We start from the raw sequence: 13,826 nt of genomic DNA, 5'->3' as shown, positions 1-13,826 counted from the left end.
CTTTACATAGGAGGTGGTGGTTGCCCTTTATTGCGCCACCCAGCCACCATCGACGTTGTAATTCGCGCCGGTGATGTTGCGCGCTTCGTGGCGGCACAGGAACAGCGCGAGCGCTGCGCAATCTTCCGGCTGGACGAACTGCTTGGTGGGTTGCCGTTCCAACAGGACATCGTTGATGACCTGTTCGCGCGTCATGCCCCTCGCCTTCATCGTGTCGGGAATCTGGTTCTCGACCAGAGGCGTCCAGACATAGCCAGGGCTGATGCAGTTCGCGGTCACGCCGTCGGTTGCAAGTTCCAGTGCAAGCGTCTTGGTCAGCCCGGCAATGCCATGCTTGGCCGCAACGTAGGCGGCCTTGTAGGGCGATGCCGTGAGCGAATGCGCCGAGGCGGTGAACAGGATGCGGCCCCAGCCCTTGGCCTTCATGCCGGGAATGCACAGGCGGCAGGCGTCGAACGCGGCCGTGAGGTTGAGCGCGATGATCGTGTCCCATTTATCGACCGGGAATGACTCGACCGGGGCGACGTGCTGCATTCCGGCGTTGTTGATCAGGATGTCGACCGCGCCAAACTCCGCGAGCGCGGTGGCGACCATCGCTTCGGTGCCTTCGCGCTTCGTCAGGTCGCCCGCGGCAAAGATCGCCCGGCCGCCGCTTACAGCGGCAAGTTCTTCGCATAGCGCCTTGATCTGTTCGGCATCACCGAAGCCATTTAGAACAATGTCCGCTCCTTCTGCAGCCAGCGCCCGCGCATAGGCGAGGCCGATGCCCGAGGTGGAGCCGGTGATGAGCGCGCACTTGCCCTTCAGGAACATTCGATTACTCCGAGGTTTCTGGATGGATTGATCGCGCTGGCATCGCGGGCGGTTCGCCGCTTGTCCAGTCGCAAACGCAAAAAAGGGGATTGCCCATGCGGCTCGACGATTTCGACAGTTCCATCAACGTCCAGGACCAGCGCGGCGGCGGCGGCTTTCCCTTTGGGGGCGGCGGCAAGGTCGGTTGCGGTTCGATCGTGATTGCGCTGATCGCGGCGGTGGTGTTCGGGGTGGACCCGATGCAGATGCTCGGTTCGATGCAGCAGGGTCAGATGTCGGCACCGGTCGAGCAGCAAGGCGGCACGTCGCTTGCCGAAAGCTGCACGGTCAACGAATTCAGCAAGGAAAGCTGCAATGCGCTGTCCTCGCTCAACAAGACCTGGGGGCCGCTGTTCCAGCAAGCCAATATCCCGTTCGAAGCCCCGACGCTGGTGTTCTACTCGCAGAACGGCCGCTCCGGCTGCGGCGCGGCGCAGAGCGCCATGGGGCCGTTCTACTGCCCCAGCGACAGCGGCATCTATATCGACACCGATTTCTACACGGAAATGGACCGGCAGATGGGCGCCGGCGGGACTTTGCCCGCGTCTACGTGATGGCGCACGAATATGGCCATCATATCCAGAGCCTGCTCGGCACTTCGGCGAAGGTGCGGCAGTTGCAGAGCCAGAGCCCGAGCCAGGCCAACCGCTACTCGGTGGCGCTCGAGCTTCAGGCGGATTGCTACGCCGGGGTCTGGGCAGGCCGCAACCGCGACCGTATCGAAGCGGGGGACATCGAGGAAGGGATGCGCGCGGCGCACCAGATCGGCGACGACACGCTGATGAAGGCCGCTGGCCGCCGCCCGGTCGAGGACGCGTTCACGCATGGCAGCGCGGCGCAGCGGATGCAGTGGCTGCGCAAGGGCCTGGAAACAGCCGACGAGGATCAGTGCGACACCTTTGCCGCGCTATAGTCGAAAGCCGTTAACATTAATTCATGGAACGGAAAGCCGGGCCGTGGCTTCATGCTGCTAAACGGGGAGCAGCAAATGAAGTTTACCAAGGCCCTTCGGTTCGCAACGATACTGCCTTGCACGCTCGTCGTTGCCTTTCCTCTCGCCGCACAGACTGCGGTTTCGGAGGAAAAGGTGACGGCGGGCGATGTTGTTACAAAGCCCTTGTCCGACCTCAACATCAAGAAGGACGAAGTGCCGGACATCCTCGTCGCCGCGCGGCAGAAGCCCTATGATCTTGCCGGCATGCGCAAGTGCCCAGCGATCGCGGCAGAGGTCACCAAGCTCGACGCTGTCTTGGGCGACGACATCGACGTGGCGCGCGACGATGGCAATTCGACGCTCAAGATGGGCAACATCGCCAAGTCGCTGGTCGGCTCGCTGATCCCGTTCGGTGGCGTAATCCGCGAAATCAGCGGAGCCAACGCCCAGCAGCGCAAGTGGAACGAGGCGATTTACGCAGGATCGGTGCGCCGCGCCTATCTCAAGGGCGTGGGCGAGCAGCGCGGCTGCAAATACCCTGCGCGCGCGGCAAGCCCCAAGGACGTTTCAGCCCTGTGGTCCGCGCGTGAAGCGGCCGAGGCCAAGGCCGAAAGCGACAAGAAGGGCGACAGCAAGAAGGACGAGGACAAGAAGTCGTCAAAATCGAAGTCGGGCAACGCCGATCCGATCCGCTTCGAAAGCAAGCCAGTCGTCCAGAAGGCTGACTGACAGCCAGCCCCGACCCGCTACTGTTCAGCCTTTGGCCTTGAGTTTGGCCATTTCAGCGTCGAGTTCCTCAAGCACCTGCTTGCGGATCTTGTCTGACAGCGTCTTGTCGCCGGCGATTTCCTCGCGCGCCTGACGAATGCCGGCGAGCGCTTGGGCCATGGCATGCTTCTCGATGTCTGCCTCATTACCGCAAGTGCGGATCCGCACGCGGGTGACCTTGCCGTCGTTTTCTTCGGAAGCGTCGACGTTGGCGTAGGCATTCTTGCCCCGGCAATGCGGCCCGTCCTCGGAAACGATGTCGGTCACGCCTTCGCTTTCGCCGTCGATCACGATGACGCGCTGTATGCGGCGTTCGCCCTTGCCGGCGAGCGGCGGGGCCGGAGGCATGGGCGGAACGGGCGGAATGCTTGCCTCGGCGCGGGCGATCTTGGCCTCCACGTCGACATCCGACATGGGCTTGTCGCTCTTGAACACGAAGGTCTTGCCATCGCGGGTGACGGTGCGGACGTAGTCCTGGCCATCCGCACCGCCATGCCTTTCGACGATGACGATTTGCTGCTCCATGCCCGGCGCAGGCGGCGCTGGCGGTGCGGGGGGTGACGGCGGAGCCGGAGGTGCGGGTGGCGCGGGCGGAGCCGGTGGCGTCGGCATGTCCGTCATGCCTTGGGCCATCGCGCCCGCCGCGCTGACGATCAGGGCAGCCCCTGCAATCAAGGCCCACTTCGCACGCTTGGTACCAATGTTCATCGAACTGCCTCCCCAGGCTGCCCGTCGTGCGGGCCAGAAATGACTGATGCCGGAGTATTCCTACCCCGGCATCACATCATTCAATGATCGACAAACGTCTGGCCCTGTTGGACCAGCGTCAGGTCAGTACACGCGCTTCTTCGGCTTGATGTACTCGACGTCGTCGGTCAGCGTGTATTCGTGGACCGGGCGGTAGTCGAGGCGGACCTCGCCGCCCTTGCCGCCCCAGCCATTGAACCAGGCTGCGGTGTGCTTCATCCACTCGGCATCGTTGCGATCGGGGAAATCCTCGTGCGCATGCGCGCCGCGGCTTTCCTTGCGGTTGTAGGCCGAATGCATGGTGACCGAAGCCTGGCTGATCAGGTTGTCCAGCTCGAGCGTCTCGACAAGGTCCGAGTTCCAGATCAGCGAACGGTCGGACACGTGAATGTCTTCCATGCGCTTGTAGGTGTTGGCGAGCTTGACCTTGCCTTCGGCCATCAGCTCGTCGGTGCGGAACACCGCGGCGTGGGCCGACATCGTGCGCTGCATCTCGACGCGAACCTCGGCCGTAGGCGAGCCGCCCTTGGCATGGCGGAAGTGATCGAGGCGGGTCAGCGCGAGGTCCGCGCTGTCCTTGGGCAGCGAGTTGTGCGACGTGCCCGGCTTGATCAGCTCCTTGAGGCGCAGGCCGGTAGCGCGGCCGAACACGACAAGGTCGATCAGGGAGTTCGAGCCGAGGCGGTTGGCGCCATGAACCGAAACACAGGCCGCTTCACCCACCGCGAACAGGCCGGGAACTACCGTTTCGGGGTTGCCGTCAGCACCGATGGTGACCACTTCGCCGTGGTAGTTACAGGGGATGCCACCCATGTTGTAGTGGACGGTCGGAACCACCGGCAGCGGCTGGCGGGTCAGGTCGACGCCGGCGAAGATCTTGCCGCTTTCGGTGATGCCCGGCAGACGCTCGGCCAGGACGCCCGCATCGATGTGATCGAGGTGCAGGTAGATGTGGTCCTTGTGCGGGCCAACGCCGCGGCCTTCGCGGATTTCCATGGCCATCGAACGCGAGACGACGTCACGCGAGGCGAGGTCCTTGGCCGAGGGTGCATAGCGCTCCATGAAGCGCTCGCCCTCGGAGTTGGTGAGGTAACCGCCCTCGCCGCGTGCGCCTTCAGTGATCAGCACGCCTGCGCCGTAGATGCCGGTCGGGTGGAACTGCACGAATTCCATGTCCTGCAGCGGGAGCCCTGCGCGCAGGACCATGCCGCCGCCGTCACCGGTGCAGGTGTGAGCCGAGGTAGCCGTGAAGTACGAACGGCCGTAACCGCCGGTTGCCAGCACGACCGCGTGGCTGCGGAAGCGGTGGATCGAGCCATCGTCCATGCAGAGCGCGATCACGCCACGGCATTCACCGTTCTCCATGATCAGATCGATCGCGAAGTATTCGATGAAGAAGTCCGCGTCGTACTTCAGCGACTGCTGATACAGCGCGTGAAGCATGGCGTGGCCGGTACGGTCAGCCGCGGCGCAGGTGCGCTGCACCGGCGGGCCTTCGCCCATGTTCTGCATGTGGCCGCCGAACGGGCGCTGGTAGATCGTGCCTTCGGGATTGCGGCTGAACGGCACACCGGCGTGCTCGAGTTCATAGACCGCAGCCGGAGCTTCGCGCACCATGTATTCGATGGCGTCCTGGTCACCCAGCCAGTCCGACCCCTTGACGGTGTCGTACATGTGCCAGGTCCAGTGGTCGGGCGAGTTGTTGCCGAGCGAGGCGGCGATGCCGCCCTGTGCCGCCACGGTGTGCGAGCGGGTCGGGAAGACCTTGGTGATGCAGGCGGTGCGCAGGCCGGCCTGGGCCGAACCCATGGTGGCGCGCAGGCCCGAACCGCCGGCACCGACGACGACAGTGTCGTAGGTGTGGTCGATGATCTTGTAGGCAGGCTGAGTCGTCATGTCTTATGCGCCCCGAGCGCAATGCGCAGAACCGAAAGGATGCCGAAGGCAGCAGCCGCGAAGGGCACTGCATTGACCAGAAGCCAGGCGACGACCTTGCCGCCTTCTTCATGGACATAATCTTCGAGCATGACCTGCACGCCCATACGGGCATGGGTGAAGGTGTTGATCATGATCAGGATCAGCGCGATCGACGGCAGCGGGCGCGCCACCCAGCCGCGCACCGTGGCGTAGCTGTAGTCCGGCAGCAGCGCGAGGCTGACGATCAGGAACGTGATCAGGACGAGATTGCCCACGGCCGTCAGGCGCTGCGTGAGCCAGTGATGGGTGCCTTCGTGGCTGGAGCCCAGCCCGCGAACGCGACCGATGGAGGTGCCGTTACCCATGAGATGCCTCTCTAGCTAAGGTTCGTGCCGGCGCTCAGCGCAGCAGCACGAAGGCCCAGAATGCGACGGTCAGAAGGACCGAGATGACGATCGTCAGGCTCGACCAGCGGGCGTTGGTTTCCAGCTCGTACCCGGCCCCGATGTCGAGGATCAGGTGGCGGATGCCCGATGCGGCGTGCTGGAAGAAGGCCCAGGTCAGGCCGACAAGCACGATCTTGCCGAGAATCGCTGTGACCGTCTGCAGGCCGCCGCCGGTGCCGAGCCACACGTAATCGAGGAAGGTCTGATAGGCCGAAGCCCCGCTTGCCAGCGCACCGATCCACCACAGCAGAAGCCCCAGGCCCGCGAACGCAAGGCCGTTGCCGGTGATGCGGTGCAGGATCGAAACCAGCATGGCCGGGCCCCAGCGCCAGATCTGGAGATGCGGAGAAATCGGCCGTGCCTTGCGCGCCTGCGCCATGAACATACCCCCTCGACTAGGTACAAGGATCGCGGAAAGGACAGCCCCCGCGACGGATTGCGAGTCCTATTAGTCGAAAAGACCGCCTGCGCAAGCGTATGCGGGATGTAAAAAAGGACAGCCGGTTGCACTCGCCCAGCGCGGTGCCTAGACGGCCTTGCATGAGCCTAACTCTCGTCCTGCTGGCCGCAACTGCGGCGACGCCCCCGCCCCGCCTGCCCGGTCCGATGCCGTTGCGCTCGCGCGGTCATGCGAAGACAAGGATGGCTTCTCCGATCCCGCACCGCCCGCCCGTGTCTTCGGCAATGCATGGTATGTCGGCACTTGCGGGGTGACGGTCCTGTTGATCACAGGTCCGCAGGGACACATTCTGGTCGATGCCGGGATGGAGGATGCCGTACCTCAGGTGCTCGCCAACGTGCGGAAGCTCGGCTTCAACCCGAAGGACATCGGCCTGATTGTTTCCAGCCATGAACACTTCGATCACGTCGGCGGGCTGGCTGCGTTGCAGAAGGCAACGGGCGCGCGAGTGGTGGCAACCGCCGAAGCGGCCAAGGTCATCCGCAGCGGCAAGATCAGCCCCGCTGATCCGCAGGCGCAGGAAATCCATGGCAGCCCCCCTGCCCGCGTCGACTTCATTCTCAAGACCGGTGACGTGTTCAGCATCGGTCCGCTGAAGATCACCGCCTTCGCCACGCCCGGCCACACCGAAGGTTCGACCAGCTGGCACTGGAAATCGTGCGAGGGCAACGACTGCCGCACGATCACCTACGTCGACAGCCTGACCGCGCTGCCGCTCGGCACCTACCGCTTTGCCGATCACCCCGAGCGCGTTGCGATGTTCCGCAAGACCTTCGCGCAAGTCGAGGCGCTGGAGTGTGGCATCCTGCTGACGCCGCATCCCTCTGCCAGCGCGATGTTCGAGCGGATGAGCGGCGCGGCGCCCTTGGCCAGCCCGGACGCCTGCAGGGCACTGGTGGCTGGCGCGCGGGACCGTCTGGAAAAGGCACTTGCGAAATGAGTTGGAAAGTCACCGTCTTCGCGCCGCGCGACGTCGTTCAGGCTGCGCTGATCGCGCATGAGGACGCTTGGGACTGGGACCACGACATCGTCATCGCCGGCAGCGAGATCGCCGAGGACAGGCCCGAGGACTGGCAGCTCGAAGCATGGCTCGACCGCAAGCCGACCAAGGCCGACCAAAACGCCATCGCCGACCTGTTCGAGGGCACTCCGCCCAAACTGAACATCGAGAAGCTGCCCGAGACTGACTGGGTGACGCTGAGCCAGCAGGGCGTCGAGCCGATCCGCGAGGGTGTGTTCCATGTCCACACGCCGGAATACCCGCCGCTCCATCAGCGCGGCGTTCGGGACTTCGTCATTCCCGCAAGCCAAGCGTTCGGTACCGGCCAACATGCTACGACAGCGGGTTGCCTCGCCATGCTGAGCCACATGAAGCGGCAGGGCGTGACCGTGCGCAACCTTGCCGATATCGGCACAGGCACCGGTCTGCTCGGCTTTGCCGGGCTGCATCTGTGGCCAAGGGCGCGCGCCATCGCCAGCGACATCGATGCGGTCTGCGGGCCGGTGGTGGCGGAGAACGCGGCCAACAACGGGATTCCGCTCGGCAATGGTGCCGGGCGCATGGCAATGGTCATTGCCGCCGGCATGGATCATCCGATGCTGGAAGCGGCTGGCCCTTACGACCTGTTGATCGCCAACATCCTGGCCGGCCCGCTGGTCGAACTGGCCCCCGAGTTTGCCCGCGCCGTCGTGCCCGGTGGCAGCGTTCTTCTGGCAGGGTTGCTGGAGACGCAGGAAGCCACGGTGCGCGCGGCCTATCGCAAGGCGGGCTTGCGACTGGCGGCGCGGATGGTGCGGGGTGACTGGTCCATCCTGTGGCTGCGACGGCGGGCGGCGGGTAGCGTTCGCTCAAGCCGGGTGGGCGTGCTGCCCGAATGGTCTAAACGCTGGTAGTGCGCAACGGGGCTTGTGCATCGCCCGCTCTCGTTTAATCATCCGATTAAGGTGGGAGATGCGCGATGACCTATGAAACCTTCACCATCCAAAAGCGCGGCGCGGCCGACTGGGTGACGCTCAACCGGCCGGAGGTGCTCAACGCCATTTCACTGCAGATGGTGCGTGAGCTTTCGGACTATTTCGGCAAGCTGTTCCATGACCGCGATGCCCGCGTCGTCGTGCTGCGCGGCGCTGGCAAGGCGTTCTGCGCCGGGCTCGACATCAAGGAGCGCGCGGAGAACCGCGAGGAAATCCCGTTCGCGGGCGGCTTCAGCTTTCAGGGCTACCTCGCCGACGTCTATATCAAGATGCGGCGCTGCCCGCAGCCGATCGTGAGCCTCGTTCACGGCGCGGCCTGCGGCGGCGGTTTTTCGTTCGTGCTGGCGTCGGACATTCGGGTTGCGGGCACAAGCGCGAAGATGAACGCCGCCTACATCAAGCTCGGGCTTTCGGCATGCGACATGGGCTGCAGCTACTTCCTGCCGCGCCTTGTCGGCACTTCGGTGGCAAGCGAGCTAATGTTGACCGGTCGCTTTATCCATGCACCGCGGGCGCTGGCGACCGGCCTGGTTTCAGAGGTCGTGGCTGACGACCAGCTCGAAGCAGTCGGTCAGACGTATGTCGACGATTTGCTGGCAGCTTCGCCCATGGGCCTGAGGATGACCAAGGAGGGCCTCAACCTGGCGATTGATGCGCCGAGCCTCGAAGCGGCGATGGCCATCGAGAACCGCAACCAGTTGATGACTGCCGCCAGTCCTAATTTCCGCGAGGGAATGCAGGCGTTTCTGGAGAAACGTAAGCCGAGCTACGCGCCGGAGTGAGCCGCCAGGGTATCGCGCAGCAATATCAAAGCGGCGCTGGTGAAAGCCAGCATGTTGGCAAGCCGGTCGTCGCTCTCCGTGGTCACTCGCACCGAGGCCTCGATCCCGTCAGGCCCGACGACGCCAATCGCGCTGGTACCGGAAGCAACGCCCAAGGGGTGTGAACTGCCGCCGGAAGCGCCGGTTTCGGCGATGGCCCAATCGGAACCGTAGCGCTCGCGCATCAGCCGCGCTTGCGCCAGAGCATAGTCTTCCTGCGCCGAAGTGTAGCCGCGCAATGAGCCCGGTGCGTGGCCGAGCACCATGCGCCGCCCCTTGAGCGTGTAGATCACCCCGCCACCAAGGTAGAACGCCGACGCGCCGGGCATGGCGAGCAGGCTTGCCGAGATCAGGCCTCCGGTTGAGCCATCGACGACGGCGATGGTTTCCTGCCTTTGCTTCAGCAGTGCTCCCGCTTCAGCGCCGACTGCGGCCAACACCTCCAGCATCAGCCCGCAGCCTTCACGATTTCGGCCCAGGAGGCTTCATCGATCACGTCGATGCCGAGTGCGGCGGCCTGCTTCAGCTTGGAGCCTGCACCGGGTCCTGCCACGACGAGGTCGGTCTTGGCCGAGACCGAGCCAGCCGCGCGCGCGCCGAGGGCTTCGGCCTGCGCCTTGGCTTCATCGCGGCTCATGGTTTCGAGCTTGCCGGTGAAGACGATGGTCTTGCCGGCCACGGCGCTGTCCTTTGTCTCGACCACATAAGGCGGTGGGGAGACTTCCGAGAGCAGGTCTTCCCAGACGGCGATGTTGTGCGGTTCGTGGAAGAAATCACCCAGCGCTTCGACGACGACCGGGCCGACGCCTTCGATGGAGAGGAGGTCTGCAGTCGCTTCCCCGCCTTCCCGTGCAGCAATGGCCGCCTCGCGCAGGGCCGGCAGCGTGACGAAGCGCTTCATCAGATCGCGGGCGGTGACCGCGCCGACGTGGCGGATGCCGAGGCCGAACAGCAGGCGGGCCGCGTCCGGCTGGCGCTTCCCTTCGATCGCTGCCAACAGGTTGTCCACAGACTTGTCCTTCCAGCCTTCGCGCCCGACGATGTCACTGCGGCGCTTGCGCAGGCGGAAGATGTCAGCCGGGCTTTCAAGCCAGCCGAGCTGGAAGAACTCGATGATCGTCTTCTCGCCCAACCCTTCGATATCGAGCGCGGCGCGGCTGACGAAGTGCTTGAGGCGTTCGACGCGCTGGGCCGGACAGATCAGGCCGCCGGTGCAGCGCACGTCGACCTCGCCTTCCTCGGCAACGGCTTCGGACTGGCATTCGGGGCAGTGGTCGGGGAAGTGGTAGGCTTCGCGCGGTTCCTCGCGGGTCAGGTTCTCGACCACCTGCGGGATGACGTCGCCCGCGCGCTGGAGCACGATGCGATCGCCGACGCGCAGGCCCAGACGCCCGATCTCGTCGCGATTGTGGAGCGTGACGTTGGTGACAGTAACGCCGCCGACGAGCACCGGCTTCAGACGACCCACCGGCGTCAGCTTGCCGGTGCGGCCAACCTGGATATCGATGGCTTCCAGCGTCGTCTCGGCCCGTTCAGCCGGGAACTTGTGGGCGATCCCCCAGCGCGGGGCCTTGGCCACGAAGCCAAGCCGCTCCTGCCAGTCGAGCCGGTCGACCTTGTAGACGACGCCATCGATGTCATAGGGCAAGTCTGCGCGCTGTTCGCCGATGCGGCGGTAATGCGCGACCATTTCAGCCGCGGATGAGCAGCGGACCAGCAGTGGCGAGACCGGCACGCCCCACTCGGCAATCCTGCGCATCATCTCATACTGTGTGGCGGCGGGCACCTCGCTCGCCGCGCCCCAGCCGTGGGCGAGGAAGCGCAAGGGGCGGCTGGCGGTGACGCTTGCGTCCTTCTGGCGCAGCGAACCGGCGGCGGCATTGCGCGGATTGGCAAAGACCTTGTCGCCCGCTTCGGCCTGCCGGGCATTGAGCGCAAGGAAGTCGGCCTTGGCCATGTAGACCTCGCCGCGGATCTCGAAGACAGCGGGCACATCGAACAGACCTGCGCCCTTCAACTCCTGCGGAATGTCGGCGATATGCGCGACGTTGGCCGTGACGTCCTCGCCCACCTGCCCGTCGCCACGCGTGGCGGCGCGGACCAGCCTGCCGTTCTCGTAGCGGAGCGAGCAGGACAGGCCGTCGATCTTGTCCTCTGCCGTCATGACCACTTCCGCGCTTTCGGACAGCGCGAGGAAACGGCAAACGCGGGCGACAAACTCCTCGACTTCCTCGTCGGTGAAGGCGTTGTCGAGGCTCATCATGCGAACCTCGTGGGAGACCTTGCCCAAGGGCGACGATGCCACATCGTGCCCGACCTGGGCGCTCGGGCTATCAGGCCGGATGAGGTGCGGAAACGCGGCCTCAAGCTCGGCATTGCGGCGCACCAGCGCATCGTACTCGGCGTCCGAAATCTCGGGCGTATCCTCGGCGTGGTAAAGCCGGTTGTGCCTGGCGATCTGGCGCGCGAGGCGCATTAGCTCGTTGGCGGCTTCGGCTTCGGAAATCTCGATCATCATGCAGGTCCAAGCAGCGTGGCAACCATGGGGCGGCGGGCGCGGAAGCCAAGGCTTTCATAAAGGCGGATCGCCGAGGCGTTGCTGGCGTAACTGTGCAGGTAGGGCACTTCGCCCCGCGCTGCCATGCCGGCCATAACCTTGCGGATCAGGCGCGCGGCAAGGCCCCTGCCCCGGAACTCCGGCCAGGTACAAACGCCGCTGACTTCGGCAAGGTTGGCGGCGGGGCGCATGCGCTCGCCTGCCATCGCGGCAAGGCGACCATTGATGCGTATTCCGTAGAACTGGCCGTAGCGCCACGTCTGCGCCGCCCAAGGACCGGGCTCGGTGGCCAGGGCCAGCTCCGCCATTTCTGCAGCATCCGTTTCGCCCAGTTGGATGATCTCCGGGTCATCATACGGTTCGATCGGGCCATCGGCGATCATTTGCAACAACGGCGCTACCTTCAGGACGTGCAGACCAGAAGGCGCGGCAACCGCCTCTGGTTCGACCAGCCAGATCTCCGCCCCGGCCAGGTGTTCTGCCAGGGAGTGCTCTTGACCGGGCAAGGATGCGGCAAATGGACCGTACGCCGGATCAAGGCGGCGAACCTCACCATGACCGACATCGAGCACCTTCTGGGGACCGCCCAGCGAATGCCAGACCGGGCGATCAAGCACTTCGACTTTCAGGATCGTGTCCGGCTCGCTCACGCCCGCTCCAGCAGGCGGTCGGCCTGCGCGCGCGCCTCGGCCGTCACTTCGGCGCCCGAGAGCATTCGGGCGATTTCTTCCTTGCGGGCCGCGTCGTCAAGCAGGCTGACCGAGGTGCGGGTGACAGTGCCTTCGGAGGACTTGGCGATCATGTAGTGCCGGTCCCCGCGCGCCGCGACCTGCGGGCTGTGCGTCACGGCAAGCAGCTGTCCGCCGCTGGCCAGACGCGAAAGACGATCGCCGATCGCGCTGGCCACGGCACCGCCGACGCCGCGGTCAATTTCGTCGAATATGATCGTCGCTGCACCGCCCTCTTCGGCGAGCGCGACCTTCAGCGCGAGGATGAAGCGCGAGAGTTCGCCGCCCGAGGCGATCTTGCCGAGCGGGGCGAAATCCGCACCAGGGTTGGTCGAGATCAGGAATTCGACGGCATCGATCCCGCCTGCGCCCCAGCGGTCCTCGGGCAGTCTCAGGACCGCGGTGTGGAACTTGGCGGCGTCGAGCTTGAGCGGGGCCAGTTCGGCCGCAACCGCCTTGTCCAGCCTGCGCGCAGCTTCGGCACGCTGGACCGAAAGCGTCTCGGCCTTGGCCTGATAGTCCAGCGCCGCCTCACGCGCGGTCCTTTCGAGACCAGCGATCTGGGCCTCGCCCCCTTCGATAGCGTCGAGCGCAGTGCGCATCTCGGTTATCTTGTGGGGGAGCTCATCAACCGTGCAGCCGTGCTTGCGGGCAGCGGCGCGCAGGTCGAACAGGCGCGTCTCGATGCGGTCAAGCAGCGCGGGGTCGTGGGCCAGCGCTTCGGCGGCGCGGGCCAGCTTGTCCTCGGCCTCGCTCGCCTCGATGACCGCCCGGTCCAGCGCCTCAAGCGCTTCGGCCAGCAGCGGGTGCTCAGTGGCGATGCGGTCAAGCCGGCGGGCAGCGCTGCGCAGCGTGGCAAGGGCGGAGTCCGAACCTTCCCACAAGCGCTGCAGTTCGACGAGGTCGCCCGAAAGCCGCTCACCCTTCTGCATATCGGCGCGCTGGCCGGCAAGTTCGTCCTCCTCGCCGATAACCGGAGCAAGGGCAGTGAGTTCGGCCAGATGAGCGAGCAGCAGGTCCTGCTCTTCGGCAGCGCGCGAAACTGCGGCACGGGCAGAGTGGAGCGCATCCTCGGCCTTGCGCCACTTGGTCCATGCCGCATCGACGCCTGCCGCGTCTGCTCCGGCGTAACGGTCAAGCAGGGCGCGGTGGCCGCGTGCGTTCACGAGGCCACGATCATCGTGCTGGCCGTGCAGTTCGACCAGGCTCCGCGCCAGTTCGCGCAGCAGGGCGACGCCGACCGGCTGGTCATTGATGAAGGCCTTGGAGCCGCCGTCAGCGCGGACCCGGCGCTTGATGATCAGCGGCTCACCCGGTTCAACCTCGATCTCGGCCTCGTTCAGCGCGGCGCGGATCGCAGCGGGCATCCGGTCAAATTCGAATGTGGCAGTGACGCTGGCTTGATCTTCGCCGCTGCGAACGAGGCCGCTGTCGGCGCGATCGCCCAGAATAAGGCCCAGTGCATCGAGCAGGATCGATTTGCCGGCGCCGGTTTCGCCCGTCAGCACGCCAAGCCCGCTGGCAAAGCTGAGATCGAGCGCCTCGATGAGCACGACATTGCGGATCGACAGGCTGGTGAGCATCGCGCGATTCTCTAGCCGGTTGTGGCGCGCTCGTCCACG

The 13,826-nt window shown here is 65.2% G+C and carries 13 protein-coding genes and 1 pseudogene; 5 read left to right on the top strand and 9 right to left on the bottom strand.

Features of this window, described 5'->3' with window-relative positions; genetic code table 11:
- Positions 1-27 precede the first annotated feature (27 nt).
- Entirely contained in the window at positions 28-813 is a 786-nt protein-coding gene (locus C7W88_RS11575; RefSeq protein ID WP_118073645.1) for a 3-hydroxybutyrate dehydrogenase, read from the bottom strand.
- 95 nt (positions 814-908) lie between these two features.
- Here C7W88_RS11575 and C7W88_RS11570 point away from each other — a divergent pair.
- Both C7W88_RS11570 and C7W88_RS11565 read left to right on the top strand, forming a co-directional pair.
- Positions 909-1,765, top strand: a pseudogene (locus tag C7W88_RS11570) (neutral zinc metallopeptidase).
- A gap of 75 nt (positions 1,766-1,840) precedes the next feature.
- Positions 1,841-2,515, top strand: a complete 675-nt coding sequence (locus C7W88_RS11565; protein ID WP_205525171.1) for a hypothetical protein — start codon at positions 1,841-1,843, stop codon at positions 2,513-2,515.
- A gap of 24 nt (positions 2,516-2,539) precedes the next feature.
- Here the strand turns inward: C7W88_RS11565 and C7W88_RS23710 are convergent, their stop codons facing one another.
- The 4 genes from C7W88_RS23710 to sdhC form a co-directional block, all read right to left on the bottom strand.
- Complete coding sequence (locus C7W88_RS23710) at positions 2,540-3,262, bottom strand: hypothetical protein (RefSeq protein WP_240344604.1); 723 nt, start codon at positions 3,260-3,262, stop codon at positions 2,540-2,542.
- A 123-nt stretch (positions 3,263-3,385) separates the two neighbouring features.
- Positions 3,386-5,197, bottom strand: coding sequence for a succinate dehydrogenase flavoprotein subunit (gene sdhA / locus C7W88_RS11555; RefSeq protein ID WP_118073644.1), 1,812 nt, complete (start codon positions 5,195-5,197; stop codon positions 3,386-3,388).
- Positions 5,194-5,583 (bottom strand): succinate dehydrogenase, hydrophobic membrane anchor protein, encoded by a 390-nt coding sequence (gene sdhD, locus C7W88_RS11550; protein WP_118073643.1) that lies wholly within the window; start codon positions 5,581-5,583, stop codon positions 5,194-5,196. Before sdhD ends, sdhA begins: the two co-directional genes overlap by 4 nt.
- 34 nt (positions 5,584-5,617) lie before the next feature.
- Positions 5,618-6,043, bottom strand: a complete 426-nt coding sequence (sdhC, locus tag C7W88_RS11545) for a succinate dehydrogenase, cytochrome b556 subunit (protein ID WP_118074733.1) — start codon at positions 6,041-6,043, stop codon at positions 5,618-5,620.
- A 157-nt stretch (positions 6,044-6,200) separates the two neighbouring features.
- On the opposite strand from sdhC, the gene bla reads away from it, so the two are divergent.
- The 3 genes from bla to C7W88_RS11530 all read left to right on the top strand — a co-directional run bounded on the left by bla (position 6,201) and on the right by C7W88_RS11530 (position 8,880).
- Entirely contained in the window at positions 6,201-7,064 is an 864-nt protein-coding gene (gene bla, locus C7W88_RS11540) for a subclass B3 metallo-beta-lactamase (RefSeq protein WP_240344602.1), read from the top strand.
- Complete coding sequence (locus C7W88_RS11535; RefSeq protein ID WP_118073642.1) at positions 7,061-8,017, top strand: 50S ribosomal protein L11 methyltransferase; 957 nt, start codon at positions 7,061-7,063, stop codon at positions 8,015-8,017. Before bla ends, C7W88_RS11535 begins: the two co-directional genes overlap by 4 nt.
- A 65-nt stretch (positions 8,018-8,082) precedes the next feature.
- Positions 8,083-8,880, top strand: coding sequence for an enoyl-CoA hydratase/isomerase family protein (locus C7W88_RS11530; protein WP_118073641.1), 798 nt, complete (start codon positions 8,083-8,085; stop codon positions 8,878-8,880).
- On the opposite strand, the gene C7W88_RS11525 is transcribed toward C7W88_RS11530, so the two are convergent.
- From C7W88_RS11525 to recN, 4 genes are read right to left on the bottom strand one after another with little or no spacing between them, the layout of a single operon-like run.
- A complete protein-coding gene (locus C7W88_RS11525) occupies positions 8,865-9,368 on the bottom strand; it encodes a CinA family protein (protein WP_118073640.1) in 504 nt (167 codons plus the stop codon). The two genes, C7W88_RS11530 and C7W88_RS11525, sit on opposite strands and share 16 nt — an antisense overlap.
- A complete protein-coding gene (gene ligA, locus C7W88_RS11520; protein ID WP_370073122.1) occupies positions 9,368-11,434 on the bottom strand; it encodes an NAD-dependent DNA ligase LigA in 2,067 nt (688 codons plus the stop codon). The genes C7W88_RS11525 and ligA overlap by 1 nt, the downstream gene beginning before the upstream one ends.
- Entirely contained in the window at positions 11,434-12,126 is a 693-nt protein-coding gene (locus C7W88_RS11515) for a GNAT family N-acetyltransferase (protein ID WP_240344601.1), read from the bottom strand. The genes ligA and C7W88_RS11515 overlap by 1 nt, the downstream gene beginning before the upstream one ends.
- Positions 12,123-13,787, bottom strand: coding sequence for a DNA repair protein RecN (gene recN, locus C7W88_RS11510; protein WP_118073638.1), 1,665 nt, complete (start codon positions 13,785-13,787; stop codon positions 12,123-12,125). The genes C7W88_RS11515 and recN overlap by 4 nt, the downstream gene beginning before the upstream one ends.
- Positions 13,788-13,826: the final 39 nt, after the last annotated feature.

This window comes from Novosphingobium sp. THN1, assembly GCF_003454795.1.
Taxonomy (GTDB): domain Bacteria; phylum Pseudomonadota; class Alphaproteobacteria; order Sphingomonadales; family Sphingomonadaceae; genus Novosphingobium.
Note: the sequence above shows the minus strand (reverse complement) of the source record. Positions and strands in the feature narration are given on the sequence as shown.